At 71.7% G+C, this 18,458-nt stretch carries 12 protein-coding genes; 7 read left to right on the top strand and 5 right to left on the bottom strand.

The window, feature by feature from the left end; genetic code table 11:
• Nucleotides 1-50: 50 nt before the first annotated feature.
• Both ACQPYS_RS23585 and ACQPYS_RS23580 read right to left on the bottom strand, forming a co-directional pair.
• Nucleotides 51-788 (bottom strand): hypothetical protein, encoded by a 738-nt coding sequence (locus ACQPYS_RS23585; protein ID WP_169811939.1) that lies wholly within the window; start codon nt 786-788, stop codon nt 51-53.
• A gap of 216 nt (nt 789-1,004) precedes the next feature.
• Nucleotides 1,005-2,795: an NTP transferase domain-containing protein gene (locus ACQPYS_RS23580; RefSeq protein WP_433490857.1), complete on the bottom strand. Its 1,791-nt coding sequence runs from the start codon at nt 2,793-2,795 to the stop codon at nt 1,005-1,007.
• Nucleotides 2,796-2,969: 174 nt separating this feature from the next.
• On the opposite strand from ACQPYS_RS23580, the gene ACQPYS_RS23575 reads away from it, so the two are divergent.
• Complete coding sequence (locus ACQPYS_RS23575) at nt 2,970-4,448, top strand: ABC transporter substrate-binding protein/permease (RefSeq protein WP_433490856.1); 1,479 nt, start codon at nt 2,970-2,972, stop codon at nt 4,446-4,448.
• Nucleotides 4,445-5,236 (top strand): amino acid ABC transporter ATP-binding protein, encoded by a 792-nt coding sequence (locus ACQPYS_RS23570; protein WP_433490855.1) that lies wholly within the window; start codon nt 4,445-4,447, stop codon nt 5,234-5,236. Before ACQPYS_RS23575 ends, ACQPYS_RS23570 begins: the two co-directional genes overlap by 4 nt.
• 11 nt (nt 5,237-5,247) lie before the next feature.
• On the opposite strand, the gene ACQPYS_RS23565 is transcribed toward ACQPYS_RS23570, so the two are convergent.
• Nucleotides 5,248-5,544, bottom strand: coding sequence for an MGMT family protein (locus tag ACQPYS_RS23565; RefSeq protein WP_433490854.1), 297 nt, complete (start codon nt 5,542-5,544; stop codon nt 5,248-5,250).
• Nucleotides 5,544-6,320 carry an alpha/beta hydrolase gene (locus ACQPYS_RS23560; RefSeq protein WP_433490853.1) on the bottom strand — a complete coding sequence of 259 codons (777 nt, stop codon included), beginning with the start codon at nt 6,318-6,320 and terminating at the stop codon, nt 5,544-5,546. The genes ACQPYS_RS23565 and ACQPYS_RS23560 overlap by 1 nt, the downstream gene beginning before the upstream one ends.
• Before the next feature lie 93 nt (nt 6,321-6,413).
• Between ACQPYS_RS23560 and ACQPYS_RS23555 the strand changes: the two genes are divergently transcribed.
• A complete protein-coding gene (locus ACQPYS_RS23555) occupies nt 6,414-10,721 on the top strand; it encodes a PD-(D/E)XK nuclease family protein (protein ID WP_433490852.1) in 4,308 nt (1,435 codons plus the stop codon).
• A complete protein-coding gene (locus tag ACQPYS_RS23550; RefSeq protein WP_433490851.1) occupies nt 10,718-14,104 on the top strand; it encodes an ATP-dependent helicase in 3,387 nt (1,128 codons plus the stop codon). The genes ACQPYS_RS23555 and ACQPYS_RS23550 overlap by 4 nt, the downstream gene beginning before the upstream one ends.
• A 25-nt stretch (nt 14,105-14,129) precedes the next feature.
• Here the strand turns inward: ACQPYS_RS23550 and ACQPYS_RS23545 are convergent, their stop codons facing one another.
• Nucleotides 14,130-14,546, bottom strand: a complete 417-nt coding sequence (locus tag ACQPYS_RS23545; protein WP_063039404.1) for a DoxX family protein — start codon at nt 14,544-14,546, stop codon at nt 14,130-14,132.
• 134 nt (nt 14,547-14,680) lie between these two features.
• Here ACQPYS_RS23545 and ACQPYS_RS23540 point away from each other — a divergent pair, with 134 nt between their 5' ends.
• From ACQPYS_RS23540 to ACQPYS_RS23530, 3 genes are all read left to right on the top strand, one after another.
• Nucleotides 14,681-15,745 (top strand): potassium channel family protein, encoded by a 1,065-nt coding sequence (locus ACQPYS_RS23540; RefSeq protein WP_433490850.1) that lies wholly within the window; start codon nt 14,681-14,683, stop codon nt 15,743-15,745.
• Between the two features lie 39 nt (nt 15,746-15,784).
• Complete coding sequence (nudC, locus tag ACQPYS_RS23535) at nt 15,785-16,714, top strand: NAD(+) diphosphatase (protein WP_431941822.1); 930 nt, start codon at nt 15,785-15,787, stop codon at nt 16,712-16,714.
• A 199-nt stretch (nt 16,715-16,913) separates the two neighbouring features.
• Nucleotides 16,914-18,341 (top strand): zinc-dependent metalloprotease, encoded by a 1,428-nt coding sequence (locus ACQPYS_RS23530; RefSeq protein WP_433490849.1) that lies wholly within the window; start codon nt 16,914-16,916, stop codon nt 18,339-18,341.
• The last annotated feature ends 117 nt before the right edge of the window (nt 18,342-18,458 follow it).

The following is an 18,458-nucleotide window of genomic DNA, read 5'->3' as shown; positions in this document are numbered from 1 at the left end:
CACCGGGTGCGGGGTCGCATGGGAGCAGACCCTGGCGACCCCGCAGGGGATCAGACCCGGTACCAGACGAACGGGTCGTCGCGGGTCGGGCCGTACCGGTCGATCTGCTCGAACAGCAGGGCGGCCGGTTCCACGACCGCGCTGCGGCCCTGGGCGTCGTCGTAGGCCACCAGGATCCCGACGAACGCGGCATGCCCGTCGGAGGTCTGGCGGTAGACCACGGCCCCGGAGTCGCCGGCCTCGGCGCCGAGCGCGTTGGTCGCGTAGAGCCACTCCTCGTTCGCTTCGGTGATCGATCCGCAACTCCAGCCGGTGGTCGCGCCGATCTTGCAGATCTCCTGTCCCAGTTGCGGTTTCATATCCACCGTGGACAGCCCGAACCGGCCCATGGAGGCGGCGACGCCGATCCCGTCGTACAGGCGGATCAACCCGAAACCGAACTTCAGGCCCTCGTCCGGGCGGTGGAATTCGAACCAGCCGATCGGGTTACCGATTTTGTCGGTGACGATTCCCTGGTGGTAGCAGTGGCCGGCGGTCACCGCGTACTGGGCCGAGCCGATCGAACCGGTGAGTCCCACGGTGCAGCGGGTGGTGACCGCCTTCCCGTCGGCTATCTCGGTATGCCGGATCTCCATACCCGGGTACACCGTCACGGCGGGTGCGGCCGCGGTGGGTGCGGCCACCGCGGTGTATCCGGGGATCAGCGCCGCACCGGCGGCGGCGAGCACCGCGCATACGGTGGCGGATAGGGGACGCCGGCTCCGCCCCCACCGGAAAACGCTGAACATCGCGTACCTCGAATTTGCTCGAGCGACCGCCGACGCGGTCGGATCGGGCAGTCAGCGTAGACGATCCGGAGCCGCACCGCTCGCCGCGGCTGTTCCCAGCCGGTGGAAGTGTGGATCTGTGTACACAAGATCGGCGTATGGGCGCCCCCGGTCACTCCCGCGTGTGTCAGCGAACATAGACGACCGGAGCAGCGCCGATCGGAACCGGGCACACGGCTAGACCAGGGGAATGAACTCGACGTGGTCGTCGTCGCGGGCCCTCGCCGGCACGACGACCAGACCGTCGCGGTCGATGAGTCCGCCGAGGTGGGCGGTGCGGATCGCCGGATCACCCACCCAACCGCCACCTGGCTGTGTCGCGTACCGGGCGGGCACGATCCGCGCTACCGCGCCGGAGATCTCGCCCGCGTTTCGCAGGGGCCCGCGGGCCCGGCGGGGAGCGGGGGCGCCGGTACGGCCTCCGACGATCGCGGGTACCAGGGCGAGCAGGGTCGCGATCGCCGCGTAGGGATTGCCGGGAAGGCCGAGAACCGTTGTCGTGGAATCGAGTTCGGCGACGACGGTGGACCCGCCCGGACGCAGGGCGAGCCGGGACACCAGCAACCGCGCCCCACAGCGGTCCAGAGCACCGCGTAGCTGATCGGCCGCACCCCCACCGGTGGCTCCGACCACGACCAACAGCTCGCAATCGGCCGCCGTGGCCAGGACCTGGTCGAAACCGTGGGCGGTATCGCGGAGGTGCACCCGGTCGAGCAACGGGACGCCGTGCGCGGCGAGCAGTTCGGGCAGGATCGGGCCGATCGAATCGCGCGTCTGCCCCGCCTGCAGCGGACCGCTGCTGCGGATCTCGTCCCCGGTCATGACGATACGAGCGCGGACCGGACCGCGGACCGCGGCGGTGGTGACCTCGACGGCCGCGGCGGCGGAGACGAGCGCGGGCGTCACCGCGGTGCCGGCCGGTGCGATCTCGTCGCCGGGAGTACGGTCCTCGCCGCGGCGGCGGATATCGGAGCGCGGCGGGGTCTCCGGAAGCCGGTGCACTACGCGGTCGCCGGCGATCCGGGCGAACTCGTCGCGCAGCACCCGGGTGGTGCCTTCCGGAACCTGGGCGCCGGTGGCGATCCGCACCGCTTCGCCCGGACGTAGCCCGTCGGGTCGCTGCCCGCCGGCGAAACCGATATCGGCGCGCAGCTCCCACGGGCCGTCCCCGGCGACGGCGTACCCGTCCATGGCCGAGACATCGAAGCGGGGCAGGGCCTCGGCGGCGGTGAGCGGTGCGGCGAGGGCGGCCCCGCGCACCGCGGGCAGATCCGCCTCGTGTTCGGGGAGCCGGGACAGGTCGGTACGCAGCAGTTCCCGGGCCTGCTCGAGTGATACCGGCGCGGTGTCGGCCCGAGTAGCGGCCGGCGCGGAATCGCCGGCGCCCCGGTCGCCGAGTGCGCTGCGGGCGGCGGCGATCTCGCCGGGGGTGTCACAGTCGTCGACCCCGGGCAGTTCCACGATGGTCGTGCGATGCGGGACCAGGGCTTTCATCGGCTGGTTGAGCACGCTGTCGAGTTCGGCGAGCCGGGTCGCGAGCGGTTCGGTCCGCCACACGCCGATCAGATACTGGGGGCGCCCGGCAGGGTCGGCGGCGAACACCGCGTCGAAATCCGCACTCTGCCGCACCAATTCACCGATCGCCGCGTCGGTGAGGAACGGAAGGTCCGCGGCGAGGACAACGATCCGGGGCGCGGGTTCGGCACCGAGCGCAGCCAGGCCGGCGGCGACCGCCGCGACCGGACCCGAGCCCGGCTCCGGCTCCCTGGTCTGCACGATATGCGCGGCGAGATCCGGGCGCGGCGGCCCGACCACCACCGTCCGCCCGAGGGAGGCCACCGCGGCCAGCGCCGTCTGCAGCATGGACCGCCCGCCGACCACCAGGCCCGGTTTGTCGACGCCGCCCATACGGCTGGCCCGCCCCCCGGCGAGCACGATCACATCCGGAGCCAGCGGAGAATTCGGCATACGGTCATGCTATTCGCCGTCTGGGACGATGGGCGGTCCGGAGGCGCCGACCGCCGGATTTCCGGACGGTGGGGTGGCCGCCCGCCGCCGGTCCGTCCGGCGCCCCTGCCCGGGGCGCACTACTCTCCCTCCGAGGACCGGATTCCGGTTCCATCCGAAATGAGGGGGTCGCCGATGCGACACGTACTACGGGGGATGGTGCTGTCCCTGTTGCTGGTGCTCGCCGGGGTCACCCAGCCGGGCATGGCGACGGCGCAGGATCCCGACCGGCCGGTGGTCCGGGTCGGTACCGAGGGCACCTATCCGCCGTTCTCGTTCCATGATCCGCGCAGCCGGCAGCTGACCGGATACGACATCGAAGTGATCGAGGCGATCGCCGACCGGGCCGACTGGAATATCGAATTCGTCGAGACCCAGTGGGACGCTATCTTTCCCGCGCTGGACTCCGGCCGGATCGACGTCATCGCCAACCAGGTCTCGGTCAACGACGAGCGCCGGGCGAAATACGGCCTGTCCGATAGCTACACCTACTCTCGTGGGGTGATCGTCCGGCGCACCGGCGACGAGCGCATCCGGACCCTAGACGATCTGGCCGGCCGAACCACCGCGCAGTCGAGCACCAGCAACTGGGCTCGGGTGGCGCGCGACGCCGGGGCCCACGTCGAAGCGGTCGAAGGGTTCACGCAGGCCGCCGCGCTGCTCACCCAGGGCCGGGTCGACGCGATCGTCAACGACAACATCGCCGTGCTCGACTACCTGGCCAGTACCGGGTCCACGGATATCGAGATCGCCGGTGACGCCGGGGCGGAGACCAGCGAACAGGTCCTCGCCTTCCGCGAGAACGACTCGGCACTGCTGGACCAGGCGAACCGGGCGATCGCCGCGCTGGCCGCCGACGGAACGCTCGCCGCCATCTCGCAGAAATACTTCCGGGCCGATGTGTCGGTACCGGACGGCGGCAGCGCCGACCTGTCCGAGGGCCGCGGCCACCGCGACACCTGGGAAGTGCTGCGCGGGGCGGCGTGGCCGATGCTCGTCGGGCTGGTGCAGGTGACCGTCCCGTTGACCGCGCTGAGTTTCGCGATCGGGCTCGGGCTCGCACTGCTGGTCGCGCTCGCGCGGATCTCCTCCTACCGGGTCCTGGCCGGACCGGCCCGCGCGTTCATCTCGATAATTCGCGGAACACCGCTGCTGGTCCAGCTGTTCATCGTCTTCTACGGGCTGCCCCAGATCGGGTTGAAGTTCGATCCGTTCCTCGCGGCCGTGATCGCCTTCAGTCTCAATGTGGCCGGCTACGCGGCCGAGGTGCTCCGGTCGGCGATCCTGTCCGTGCCGAAGGGGCAGTTCGAGGCGGCGGCCACCGTCGGCCTCGGCTACGCGCAGACGCTGCGCCGCATCATCCTTCCGCAGGCCACCAGGACCGCGGTGCCGCCGCTGTCCAACACCTTGCTCTCGCTGCTCAAGGACACCTCCCTGGGCTCGGTGGTACTGCTGACCGAACTCTTCCGGGAGGCCCAGCTCGCGGCGGCCGAGAGCAATGAATTCCTCGCGCTCTACACTTTCGCCGCGCTGTACTACTGGGTGATCTGCGTGGCCCTCTCCGCCGGTCAGAAACGACTGGAGACCCGACTCGACAGGTACGTGGCGAAATGACCGACACCACCGACCAGAACACCGAGCCCGCCCGGATCCGGGTGCGCGGCCTGGAGAAGTCCTTCGGCGACCGGCAGGTGCTGCGCGGTATCGACTTCGAATCGCTGCGGGGAACCGCGACGGTACTGCTGGGACCTTCGGGGTCGGGCAAGACCACCGTGCTGCGGTCACTGAATGCGCTGGATATCCCGGAGGGGGGAGTGGTCGGCATCGACGATGTCGAGATCGACTTCGCCCGGTTGCCCCGCGGGCGGGTAGGGCGCCGGGAGACGAGCCGGTTGCGTGCCCAGAGCGGAATGGTCTTCCAGTCGCACAACCTCTTCCCACATCGCACGGTGCTGGAGAACATCGTCGAAGGTCCGGTCGTCGCCCAGCGGCGGCCTCGGGAAGAGGCGGTCGCCGAGGCACGGACCCTGTTGGCGCAGGTGGGTCTGGCCGACCGTGCGGACGCCTATCCGTTCCAGCTCTCGGGCGGCCAGCAGCAGCGGGTCGGGATCGCGCGGGCCCTGGCACTGAAACCGCGGGTGGTGCTGTTCGACGAGCCGACCTCGGCGCTGGATCCCGAACTGGTCGGTGAGGTGCTGGCGGTGATCAAGGACCTGGCCACCCAGGACTGGACGATGGTGGTTGTCACCCACGAGATCCGGTTCGCGCGGCAGGTGGCCGACCAGGTCCTGTTCCTCGACGCGGGCGTCATCGTCGAGCGGGGCCCGGCGGACCAGGTGATCGGCGAGCCGCGGGAAGAGCGGACGCGGCGCTTCCTGCAACGTGTGCTCGAACCCGGCTGACCGGCCGCGGTTCAGTCGAACCGGTGACGTGCGGTACACAGTGTGACCCGGCCGTCGGTGACGGGTACGCCCTCGGCCGCGAGCAGCCGCAGCTGCCGGTCGGCGAGGTGGGCGGCCGGCCGGCCCGAGGCGCCCAGCACCCGGTGCCAGGGCAGATCGGCGGAATCGGTGCGCATGATCCAGCCCACGGTCCGCGGGGTCGACAGTCCGGCCGCCGCGGCGATATCACCGTAGGTCGCGACCCGGCCCGGCGGAATCGCCGCGACCAGTTCACGGACGCGTTCGATCTGTTCGTCGCTGGTGACCATCAGAGCACGTCCCGGATCAGCGCCGCGGTCTCACGCGGCAGGATCTGGGCGACCATATGCTCACAATCCCATTCGTGCACGGTCAGCGCCGAGCCGAGCCGGTCGGCCAGTGCGGTGTGGAGTTCGGGCGTGACGAACGGCGGATCCACCTTCGTGGCCCGGACCAGTACCGTCGGCAGACCTGGTTCGGGAAGTACCAGGTCACGCGCGAGCTGACCCCAGTATGCGACGACGGCCGCCGTATCCACCCGCCAGCGCATCCGGCCGCCCGCGGCGGGCACCAGGTGCTCGTCGAGCTCGGCGCGCAGCAGTCCCGGCGCGACCGCGCCCCAGCCCGTCGCCAGTTTGTCCATCCGGGCTTCGTCCACATCGGTGTAATCGGGCGAGCCGAGGGTGGCCTCGGCGATCTCGTGCAACCACACCGGGTCCAGCGCGACGGCCGGATCGAGCAGTACCAGGCCGCGGACCAGCTCCGGATGCCGCCGCGCCAGATGCAGTGCGCACGCACCGCCGAAGGAGTGGGCGGCCACCACCACCGGCTCCGCGGTTTCGGCGGTGATCAACGCGACCAGATCGGCGACGATCATTTCGAGATCCCAGGGCGGCAGTGCGGTGGAACGGCCGTGTCCGCGCAGGTCGGGGGCGATCACCCGGATATCGGGCAGGAACTCGGTGGCCAGCGCCTCCCAACGTTTCCCGTGGCCGCTCAGGCCGTGCAGGGCCAGCAGCACCGGGCCGGTCGCCGGGCCGAAACGGTGAACATGCAGTGTGGACACAATGACATTCTTATCCGAGCGCTCCGACACCGTGGCGGGGGCGGTTCCGACGTGGTATCGGCGGTGTCGGCCCCGTCTGTTGCAATAGCCGTCGTGGTGCGTTCGGATAAGCCGGTGCGGCTGGTGCGCCGGAAAGCGGCGGCTCCCCGGGCTCGGACCTGGGGAGCCGATGTCGGCGCGCTGTTCGCCGTCCCGCCGTCGGCTACCGCCGCGCAACCGGACCCGGACCGGATCCGGCGGGTGCTCGGAGGCCCCGGCACCGGGAAGACAGCCCTGCTGATCGATCTGGCCGCGACGCGGATCGCCGCGGGCGCGGATCCGGAGTCGGTGCTGCTGCTCACCCATTCCAAACAGGCGGCGGCGACCGCCCGGGACGCGCTCACCGAACGGCTGGACAACTGGACGGTGTGCGCCCCGGTCGTCAGGGGTGCTCCGTCCGCGGACGCTGCGGCACGCGCCGTCGAGCCGGGGGCCGGTGCGCTGTTCGGGCTCGCCGAGCCGGTTCGACCGCCGGCCGCGGTGCCCGGCGTCGCCGGCGCGACCCGGGAGCCGCTGGCCCGCACGATCCACTCCTACGCCTTCGGGATCCTGCGCCGGCAGGCCGCCCGGCACGGGAATCCGCCACCGCGGCTGCTCACCGGTGCCGAACAGGACGCCGTGCTGCGCGAGATGTTGCGCGGCGATATGGCCGATATCGTCGCCGGTGCCGGTGACCTGTGGCCGCGGCGGTTACAGCCCGCACTGGGGCTCACCGGATTCGCCGATGAACTGCGCGATCTCATGCTGCGGGCCACCGAACGCGGGCTGGGGCCGGAGGAGCTGATCGATCTCGGCCGGCGCCGGGACCGTCCCGACTGGATCGCGGCCGGAGGTTTCGCGCTCCGCTACGAACAGGCGATGCTGCTGCGCTGGTCGGTCGGGGTGGCCGCGCCCGAGGCGTCGGCGCCCGCCCTGAACGCGGCCGAACTCGTCGGCGCCGCCCTGGACGCACTGGCCGGCGACCCCGAACTGCTGGCGGCCGAACGGGCCCGGTTGCGCTGTCTGCTCGTCGACGACGCCCAGCATCTGGACCCGCAGGCGGCGCTGCTGGTGCGGGTGCTGGCGGCCGGGGCCGGGACCACGGTGATCGCCGGTGATCCCGACCAGGCCGTGTACACCTTCCGCGGCGCCGATTCGCGCTTCCTCACCGAGGACTCCCCGGCGGATCGGCGCATCGTCCTCTACGACAACCATCGGTCCGGTCCGGCGATCACCACCGCCACCGCCCGGATCGCGTCGCGGCTACCCGGGCACGCCCCGCATCGCATCACCCGGGCCGACCTGGGCCCCGCGGAACGCGGTGAGGTGCCCCCGGATACCGGTACCGAAGCACCCGTCCCGGCCGAAGTGCGGGTGCGGGTACTCGGTAGCCCCGCCAAGGAAGCGTCACTGATCGCCGACCATCTGCGCCGCGCGCATCTCACCGAGGGCGTGCCCTGGTCGCAGATGGCGGTGATCGTGCGTTCGGTGCCATTGCTGCTGCCGCCACTGCGCCGGGCCCTGCTGGCGGCCGGGGTCCCGATCGCGCAACCCGCGAACGATATACCGCTGGCCCGTCGCCGCGGTGCCGCCTGGATGCTGCTGGCGCTGCGGGCCGTGCTCGCCGGCGAGGCCACGCGACGTGGCGCCGGATCCACCGAATCCCTGTTCGGTCCCGACGAGGCGCTCGACCTCCTGGCCGGACCGCTCGGCGGGGCCGACGCGATCGGCCTGCGGCGGCTGCGGCGCGGGATCCGCCGCGTCGCGGTAGAACTCGCCCGCACCCCGAACTCCGCCGGTGCCCAGGGCTCGAACGCAGCCGGTCCGCCGGTTCCGGACGCTGCCGCCGGTCCGGGCGTTGCCGGTGTCCCGGATCCGGACCTCGACGCTGTATCGGGCGCGAACCCTGCCGGTGCCTCGGGCCCGAACCTCGCCGGTGCCCGGGGATCGGGCCTTGCGGGTGCCGCGGGATCGGGCCTTGCGGGTGCCTCGGGAGCGGACCCTGCCCGCATCCCCGGTCCGGACTTCGCCGCGACACCGGATTTCCCGCCCGAGCCGATACACGAACCACCTGTCCTCGATACCTACCGGACCGACGATACCGTCGGCGAACTGCCGCCCCGGGACCTCTTCGCCGAGGTCAGCCGACACCGGGCCGACGCGGACTGGTACGGGATCGATGAGGAGAGCTTCGGTGACGACCCGTGGGACGGTCTCCCACCGGAACCGGTCGACGAAGAGGATTTCCCGCCGGAGCCGTACCCCGGTGACGGCGACGAGTCCGAGGTGGCCATCGGTGCGGACGCGTCCGGACCCGCGCGAACCGATAGTGCTCGATTCGAGTCGCCGGGCCGCGCGGGCGGGTCGGGTACCAGCAGGGACAGCCGAGAACCGGTCGGCCCCGGCCGTATGGCCGATCCCGACGTCTTCCAGGAAGAATCAGGGGACGCTGCCGGCCGCCCGGACACTGCCGCCGGGGAGCCGGTCGGATCGGTCGGCGGATCCGACGCGGAGGCAGTCGGGCCGGCACCGGGCGAGACCGCCGACGAATCCGAAGTCCCCCGAACAGATCCGCGATCCCCGGCCGGCGGACCGGATGCCGAACCCCGGCGACCGGGCCCGCGCGGCTCCGGTCCGGACCGCCCTTCGGTGGAGGTGCTACGGGAGCTGCTGCTCGGCGCGGGCGACGATCGGATCCTGGCGGGCCTCACCGAGGTCGAGATCGCCCCGCTGGAGCGGGTGGTCCGCGCACTGGACCGCGCCCGCCGGGTCCGGCGCGAGGGCGGCGGCCTCGAGGATGTGCTGTGGGCGTTGTGGACCGGGTCGCGGCTGGAGCGGCGCTGGCTGGCGCAGTCCCGGCGCGGGGGAGCGGTAGGTATGCAGGCCGACCGCGATCTCGACGCCGCGGTCGCGCTGTTCGACGCCGCGGCCGCCTACACCGACCGCCTCCCGGGCGCGACCATAGAGGGTTTCGTCGAATACCTGCTCCAGCAGCAGATCCCGCAGGACCGGGCGGTACGGACGCAGCGGGAGGAGGCGGTGGACCTCCTGAGCGCCCACTCGGCCTCCGGCCGGGAATGGGAGGTTGTCGCGGTCGCCGGAGTGCAGGAGGGGATCTGGCCGGACCCTCGGCCGCGGGGGACGCTGCTGCACACCGAGGAGCTGGTGGACGAGGTCGCCGGTATCACCGAACGGGTCAGCCGCGCCGCCCCGGTCCTGGCCGAGGAGCGCCGGCTGTTGTTCGTCGCGTGCAGCCGGGCCCGCCGGTCGCTGCTGGTGACGGCGGTGGAATCGGTGACCGGCGATCGTGATCTGGTGCCGTCCCGATTCCTGGCCGAATTGCTGGGCGGTGAGACCGGTGGGGAACCGGGTGCGCTTCCGGTCGCCGAACCCGGCCGGGTGCTCGCCCTGCACGCGCTGATCGCCGAACTCCGCGCGGCGGTCTGCGATCCCGGCGCCGGGGACGAGCGCCGCCGCCGCGCCGCCCGGCAACTGGCCCGGCTCGCGCTGGCCGGGATTCCCGGTACCGCGCCCGACGACTGGTACGGGGTGCCCGGGCTCAGCTCCACCGAGACCCTGTGGGAAGACGACGCCCCGATCGCGTTGTCGCCCTCGACGGTAGAGCTGCTGCGGACCTGTCCGCTGCGGTGGGCGCTGGAACGCAACGGCGGATCCGACGGCGAGAATCCGTACGCCGTCAAAGGAACCCTGGTGCATACCCTGGTCCAGGCGCTGGCCGGCCGCGTACCACTGGATCAGGTGCGCGCCGAACTCGCCCGGACCTGGTCCGGTATCGATCCGGAGACCAGCTGGTACTCCCGGCAGGAACTGCGCCGCACCGAGGCCATGCTGGACGCGTTCGTCGCCTGGGTGCGCACCACCCGCGGCGAACTCACCCAGGCCGGTATCGAGGTACCGGTCGACTGTGTGCTGCCCGCGCCCGCCGCCGATATGCCCGAGGTCCGCATTCGCGGCCGCATCGACCGGCTGGAACGGGACGCCGCGGGCCGGTTCGTCATCGTCGATGTGAAGACGGGGAAGAATCCGGTCAGCGAAGCCGACGCCGCCCAGCACGCCCAGCTGGCGACCTACCAGGTCGCCGCCGCGGCCGGCGCCCTGGAGGAGCACGCCGGTGCTCCCGAACCCGGTGGCGCACGGCTGGTGTACGTCGGATTACCGGCGGCCAGTGGGGTGGCCAAGGAGCGGGTCCAGCCCCCGTTGGACGCCGAGGCACTGGAGACCTGGCGCGAAACCATCCACGCCGCGGCCGCGAGCACCGAGGGCCCCGGTTTCCTGGCGATCCGCAACGAGGGCTGCCGGCACTGCGCCGTGAAGAACAGCTGCCCGGTGCAGGACGCCGGGCGTCAGGTGACCGACGAGTGAGCGCTCGGGTCTCGCCGGGACAGCTGGCCGACGCACTCGGGCTCCCCCCGCCGACCGCGGAACAGGCCGCGGTGATCGCCGCACCGCCCGGTCCGGCGCTGGTGGTGGCCGGGGCGGGCGCCGGAAAAACCGAGACCATGGCGGCCCGGGTGGTGTGGATGGTGGCCAACCGGCTGGTCACGCCGGAGGAGGTGCTCGGGCTGACCTTCACCCGCAAGGCCGCTCAGCAGCTCACCGCCCGGATCCGTACGCGGCTGGCCCGGCTGGCCGGGTCCCGGCTGCTGCGGGATCTCGACCCCTCCGGCGAACTGCGTGCCGGCCTGGCCGGTGCGGAGCCCGAGATCAGTACCTACCACTCCTATGCCGGCCGGCTGCTGAGCGAACACGGCCTGCTGCTGCCGGTGGAACCGTCGGCGGCGCTGCTCACCGAGACCCAGCTGTGGCAGCTCGCCCATCAGGTGGTGCGCGGCTGGGACGGCGACCTGGATACCGACCGTTCGCCGCTCACGGTCACCGAGGCGGTACTCGCGCTGTCCGGCCAGCTGGCCGAGCATCTGGTGGAACCGGAGGAACTCGCCGAGGCGCATACCGAACTCGCGAAACTCGTGCACACCCTGCCGCCCGGTCCGCGGCAGCGCGGCGGACCGAACAAGGATCTGCTGTCGATCCTGCGTGCCCAGCGCGAGCGGGTGGCGCTGCTGCCGCTGGTCCAGCAGTTGCGGGAGACGCTGTACCAGCGTGGCGCCCTGGATTTCGGGGCGCAGATGTCGCTGGCGGCGCGGTTGGCCGCTGAGCACCCCGATGTCGCCACCGCCGAACGTGCCCGCTTCCGGCTGGTGCTGCTGGACGAATACCAGGACACCGGCCACGCCCAGCGCATACTGCTGTCCGCGCTGTTCGGCGCCGGTTACCCGGAACAGCGCGACGCGCGGTCCCGCGGGGCGCGCCCGCGCGAGCTCGCGGTGACCGCGGTCGGTGACCCCATGCAGTCCATCTACGGCTGGCGCGGCGCCTCGGCCGCCAATCTCCCGCGCTTCACCACCGATTTCCCGGCCGCCCCCGGTGTCCCGGCGCCGGTGTTGCCGCTGCTGACCAGCTGGCGCAATCCGCCCGAGGCGCTCGATCTGGCGAATATGGTCGTGGAGCCGCTGCGCGCGGTGGCCCGGGACAGCGGCGGCGTCACCGTCGACCCGTTGCGTGCGAAACCCGGTGCGGAACCGGGCGTCGTCGCGCTCGCGCTTACCGATACCGTGGCGAGCGAACGCCGGTGGATCGCCGAACGGATCGCCGCGCATTGGGCCGAAGCCCGGGCCGCCGACCGGCCCCCGCCCACCTCCGCGGTCCTGATCCGCCGCAACGCCGACGCCGCCGAACTCGCCGAGGAGTTACGGGCGCAGGGGTTACCGGTCGAGATCGTCGGGCTGGGCGGTCTGCTGTCGACCCCGGAGGTCGCCGATATCGTCGCCACCCTGCGCCTCGTCGCCGACCCCGCCGCCGGCAGCGCCGCGGTCCGGATCCTCACCGGTGCCCGCTGGCGGATCGGGAGCGCCGATCTGGCCGCGCTGGCCCGGCGGGCCCGGGAACTGTCCATCACCCGCGACCCCGGTGGCGATATCACCGACTCCACCACCCTGGCGGCGGCCCTGCACGAAGTGGCCCCCGAACCCGCCGAACGGGCCGGCCTGGCCGACGCGATCGCCGATCCCGGTCCGCCGGACCGCTATTCGGCGGCCGGATACCGGCGGGTGACCGCGCTGGGGCGGGAACTGGCGATATTGCGCGAACGGGCGGCGCAGCCGCTCACCGAACTGGTCGCCGATGTGGAACGCACCATCGGTGTCGGCGTCGAGAGCCAGGCCCGGCGCGCGCTCGCGGGTTCCGGCGCCGGCCGCGAACACCTGGACGCCTTCGCCGAGGTGGTCGCCGGCTTCGCGAACGACGCCGGGGCCACCCTCGGTGGTCTGCTCGCTTTTCTCACCGCCGCCGAATCGGTCGAGAACGGTCTGGAACCGGGCGAGGTGGAGGTCGCCCCGGATCGGGTCCAGGTACTCACGGTGCACGCGGCGAAAGGACTGGAGTGGGAGGTGGTCGCGGTACCGCACGTCACCCGGGATGTGTTCCCGTCCACCCGCGGCGTGAACACCTGGCTCGGTGCCCTGGCCGAACTACCCACCTCGCTGCGCGGTGACCGGGCCACCGCGGAATCCCCGGACGGTGTCCCGGTTCTCGATCTGTCCGAGGTCACCGACCGCGCGGAATTGCAGCGCGGCCTCACCGCGCACAAGGAAGCGCTGGCGCGGCGCCGGCTCGACGAGGACCGCCGGCTGTTCTATGTCGCGCTCACCCGTACCGAACGCGTCCTGCTGGTCTCCGCGCACCACTGGCCCGAAACCGGCGACAAGCCGAAGGGGCCGTCGGAATTCCTGCTCGAGGTGAAAACCGCCGCCGACCGGCCCGGTAGCGGGGTCGAAATCGGTTGCTGGGCCGCCGGTCCCGAACCCGGCGAGCCGAATCCGCTGGCGGCCACCCCGGTGACCGCGTCCTGGCCCGGTGACCCGCTCGGTGCTCGTCGCGACGATATCGAAGCCGGAGCCGCAATGGTCCACGCGGCGCTGGCGGAATTCGCCGCCGGCGCGGACGTGCCCGAACCCGGCGACGATCCCGACGGCTGGATCGCCGATGTGGACGCGCTGCTCGCCGAATACCGGTCCGGTGCGGATGCCGTGGCCGAGGTCGAACTGCCCACCCAGCTGCCGGCGACGGCGCTGGTCGAGTTGCGCGCCGATCCGGGCCGGCTCGCCGCCCGGCTGCGCCGCCCGCTGCCCTACCCACCCAATCCGCTGGCCCGCCGCGGCACCGCCTTCCACGCCTGGGTGCAGCGCTGGTTCGCCACCGATCAGTTGCCCGGCCTCGACGATCTGCCCGGCGCGGCCGACGCGGGGGCGGCCGCCGACGCGGAACTGGCCCGGATGCAGGACGCGTTCCTGTCCTCGCCCTGGTCGGCGCGCCGACCGGTAGAGATCGAAGTGCCGTTCGAGACCACCATCGCCGGGGTGGTGATCCGCGGTCGGATGGACGCGGTGTTCGCCGAACCCGGCGGCGGCTGGACCGTCGTCGACTGGAAGACCGGCGCCGAACCAGGCCCGGCCGACGAGGCCGCGGTGGCGGTGCAGCTGGCGGTCTACCGGCTGGCGTGGGCGCGACTGGTGGTGGCGCGTACCGGCGAAACCGAACCGCGCGTGCTGGACCGGATCGGCGCCGCCTTCCACTATGTACGCAGCGGTCGCACGGTGGCGCCCGAGCGCCTACCGGGTCCGGAGGAACTGGCGGCGCTGCTCACCGATTCGACCCGCCGAGACGGGGACGAGAACCGGATGTTGTGAGCGCGGGCTGCGAGGGTTTGGCCGGTCACTGACCCCGCCGGGCCCGGCGGCTCACCGCCAGCGCGCTGGTGATCATCGGCCACTGCAGCGGAAGGCGCAGTACCGAGACCGCCTTCAGGATCGACGGTGCCTTCGGATTACGCACCGAATCCGCGGCGAACTGGATATTCGCCGGGAACACCGCGATGAAGAGCAACGCGGCCAGCCGACCACCGAGCCGCCGGGTCCGCGGGATCAACAGCGCGGTGCCGACGCCGATTTCGGCCACGCCGGACCAGTAGGTGTAGGAGCGTGCCTTTCCGGGCAACTGCGGAGGGACGATCGAATCGAACGGTTTGGGAGCCACGAAATGCAGGACGCCGGCGCCGAGGAGCAGCGCGGCCAGTCGAAGCGCCGGGGTGCGACCGGAATCCGGTGCGCCCGCCGGGGTGATATCTGCCATGGCATCACCATAGATACCCGCCGTGACCATGCGCCCGACGTGACGGTGGGGGAGCGGGTAGGCTCCCGAGCTGTGTCGGAGGGACTGACGGTGACCGGTGTGCGTGACGACCGGATCGGCGAAAGGCGTCGCCGGTGAGTTCGCGGTTCGCCGATCTCGGGAGCCGGGCCCGCGGCGCGGCCGAACCACCGGATTTCGCGCTGGTCGGGCTGCTCCGTATCCCGGAGGTGCAGAACAGTCCGTGGATCTCGCTGTTCCGTCGGGTGCTGTTCGCGATCGGGCTGCTGTGCGCCGCCTCGATCGTGGTGTATCTCGGCCGGGACGGCTATCGGGACGGCGCCGACGATACGGTGAGCCTGCTGGACGCGTTCTATTACGCGACCGTCTCGCTGTCCACCACCGGGTACGGCGATATCACCCCGGTCACCCCGTCGGCCCGGCTGGTGAACATCTTCGTCATCACCCCGCTGCGCGTGCTGTTCCTCATCGTCCTGGTCGGCACCACACTGGCGGTACTCACCGAACGTTCCCGCCAGGCTCTGAAGATCCAGCGTTGGAGGCGCACCGTGCGTAATCACACCGTCGTCGTCGGGTACGGCACCAAGGGCCGCACCGCCATCGACGCCATGCTCGGTGACGGCGTGCAGCCCGCCGATATCGTCGTCGTCGACACGGACGCGGTGAGTCTCGAGGCGGCCTCGACCGCGGGGCTGGTCACCGTGCACGGGTCGGCCACCCAGTCCGACGTGCTGCGGCTGGCGGGTGTGCAGAACGCGGCCTCGGTCATCGTCGCCACCAACCGCGACGACACCGCGGTCCTGGTCACCCTGTCCGCCCGGGAACTCACCAAGAAGGCGAAGATCGTCGCCTCCATCCGTGAATCGGAGAACATTCATCTGCTGCGGCAGTCCGGCGCCGATTCGGTGGTGGTGTCCTCGGAGACCACGGGCCGGCTGCTCGGGATCGCCACCACCACGCCCAGCGTCGTGGAGATGATGGAGGATCTACTCACTCCGGAGCACGGTTTCGCGGTCGCCGAGCGTGAGGTGGAACCCAGTGAGGTCGGCGGGTCACCGCGGCATCTCAGCGATATCGTGCTCGGGGTGGTCCGGGCCGGTGAGCTGGTGCGTGTCGGTGAGCCGGCGGTCGACGCCCTGGAAACCGGCGACAAACTTCTCTACATCCGGCGCGCCCGCTGACCCGCCACGGCTGTTATCGAGCCGCGATAGTCTCGATACGTGGCCGTTTTCCGACTCAACCAGATTCCCCTGCTGTCCCGTTCGGCGCTGGACCGCGCCGATCATCTGCGCACCGACGAACAGTCGCTGAAGGACGGCTGGTCCACGGCCCGGTTGCTCCGGGTGGGGCCGCGTGGCGTGGTGCGCTATGAGTCGGAGGCGCTGGTCTGGGACGCCGCGCTCGAGCTGTCCCCCGAGCCGAGCCCCGACGCGGTGTTCCTCGGAGTGCGCGACGGAGTGCACCTGTGGGCGGTGCGTGACGAGGCGCTCACCGGCACCCTGCGGGATCTGCGGCGGCTCGCCGACGCCTCGATCGACGATTTCACGGCCGGGGTCCTGTCCACCGCGCTGGCGCTGATCAACTGGCATGCCGGCGCGGCCTTTCACGGCGCGGACGGCACCCCGACCATACCGGCCAAGGGCGGCTGGTCCCGGGTGGCCGAGGACGGCCGTGAGGATTTCCCGCGTACCGACCCCGCTGTGATCTGTCTCATCCACGATGGCGGCGACCGGGTGCTGCTGGCCCGGCAGCACAGCTGGCCGGAGACGATGTTCTCGCTGCTGGCCGGGTTCGTGGAGGCGGGGGAGTCGCTGGAACGGTGCGTCGAGCGGGAAATGCGCGAGGAGGTCGGGCTCGACGTGCGCGATATCGAGTACCTCGGCAGCCAGCCGTGGCCGTTCCCGCGCTCGCTGATGCTCGGTTTCGCCGCGCGGGCCGACCCCGACCAGGCGCTGGTCTTCAGCGACGGTGAGATCGCCGAGGCGCACTGGTTCACCCGCGACGAGGTGCGCGACGCGCTGGCGGCGGGCGGCCGGTGGACCCGCCCGGAGGCGGGCGAGACCGCCCCGGCCGGCGAAGCACGACTGCTGCTGCCCGGCTCGATCTCGATCGCCCGGACGATCGTGGAATCCTGGGTCGCCGCCGGGTAGGGGCCCGGCGCTACGGGGCGAACCGAGGCGGGGCGGCACCCGCCGCGATGTTCACCCAGCGCGAAGACCGTCCGGGGACGCGGACCGGGCGGTTCGCCGCGCCTACTATGGACGATATGCAGCTTCACGAAGCGCCCGATAACGGTGCGCGCGCGCTCCCCGGACACCACCCGGACGCTATGCCGGCGGGTGAGGCGGAATGAGTGACCTCCCGTTCGGCTTCTCGCACGGCGACGACGACGATCGCGGCCGCGGCGACAAACCGGGCGGCGGCGGAAACGACCCCTTCGGTTTCGGTGCCGGCGGCGCCGGGTTCGATCCGGCGGCATTGGGTCAGATGCTGTCCTCGCTCGGCCAGATGCTGAGCGGTATGGGGCAGGGTATGTCCGGCGGGGGTGGTGGCGGCCCGGTCAACTACGACGTGGCCAAGCGGCTGGCCCGCCAGCAGCTCGGGAAAACCGTCCCACCCGTGTCCAGCGGTACCGCCGCCGCGGTCGCTGATGCCGCGCGCCTGGCCGAACTGTGGCTCGACGATGCGACCACCTTCCCGGCCGGTGCGACGAGCACCGTCGCCTGGACCGCCAACGACTGGATCGAGAAAACCCTGCCGACCTGGCAGCGGCTGTGCGATCCGGTGGCCCAGCAGATCTCCGGTATGTGGACCGCCGGGTTGCCCGAGGAGGCCCGCGAGATGGCCGGCCCCATGATGGGGATGCTCGGCCAGATGGGCGGGCTGGCCTTCGGCTCCCAACTCGGCCAAGCGCTGGGCCAGCTGGCCAAGGAGGTGCTGACCGGCACCGATATCGGCCTGCCGCTGGGCCCGGCCGGTACCGCCGCCTTGCTGCCCACCGCCATCTCGGAGTTCAGCGAGGGACTCGAGCAGTCGGAGAGCGAGATCATGGTGTTCCTCGCCGCCCGCGAGGTCGCCCACCAGCGGCTGTTCGTTCATGTGCCCTGGTTGCGCCAGCAGGTCCTCGGCGCCGTCGAGGACTACGCGCGGGGGATCACCATGGACTTCTCCGCCCTCGAGGACGCCGCCCGCAATCTCGATCCGACCGCGCTCACCGATCCGTCCAAACTCGAGGAGATCCTCGCCCAGGGCAGCTTCGAGCCGCAGACCACGCCCGAGCAGAAACAGGCGCTGGACCGGCTGGAAACCCTGCTCGCCCTGATCGAGGGCTGGGTACAGGTGGTGGTGGCCGCGGCGGTGGGCGATCGGCTACCGGGCGCGGGCGCGCTCGCCGAAACACTGCGCCGGCGCCGGGCCACCGGTGGGCCCGCCGAGCAAACCTTCGCCACGCTGGTCGGTCTGGAACTGCGTCCGCGCAAATTGCGCGAGGCGGCCACCCTGTGGCAGCGACTCACCGACGACGCCGGTATCGAGGCGCGGGACGGAGTGTGGGCGCATCCCGATCTGCTCCCCGACTCCGCCGATCTCGATAAGCCCACCGGGTTCATCGATACGGTGATCGGCGGTGGCGCGGGCGCGTTCGATGACCCGCTCGCGCAGTTGGCCGCCACCGAGGCCGCTGAACGTGCGGCGGCGAGCGCCGAGGACGAGAGCGACAGGGGCGGCGAACAGCGTCCCGAGTCCGATCCGGAAGATCCGGAATCCGGTAAGAAGTAGCGGATCGATAGGCCCCGGCGGTGACTCCCGGGGCCTGTTCCCTCCGACTTTCCGCGGGCCGCCGCGCAGCTGTCGCGGACACCCGCTCACCTCGGAAAACGGAGTTGTCCACAGGGC

It is taken from the genome of Nocardia grenadensis (assembly GCF_050942415.1).
Classification (GTDB): Bacteria; Actinomycetota; Actinomycetes; order Mycobacteriales; family Mycobacteriaceae; genus Nocardia; species Nocardia grenadensis.
The sequence above is the reverse complement of the archived record's forward strand: the minus strand, read 5'-3'. Positions and strand labels throughout refer to the sequence as shown.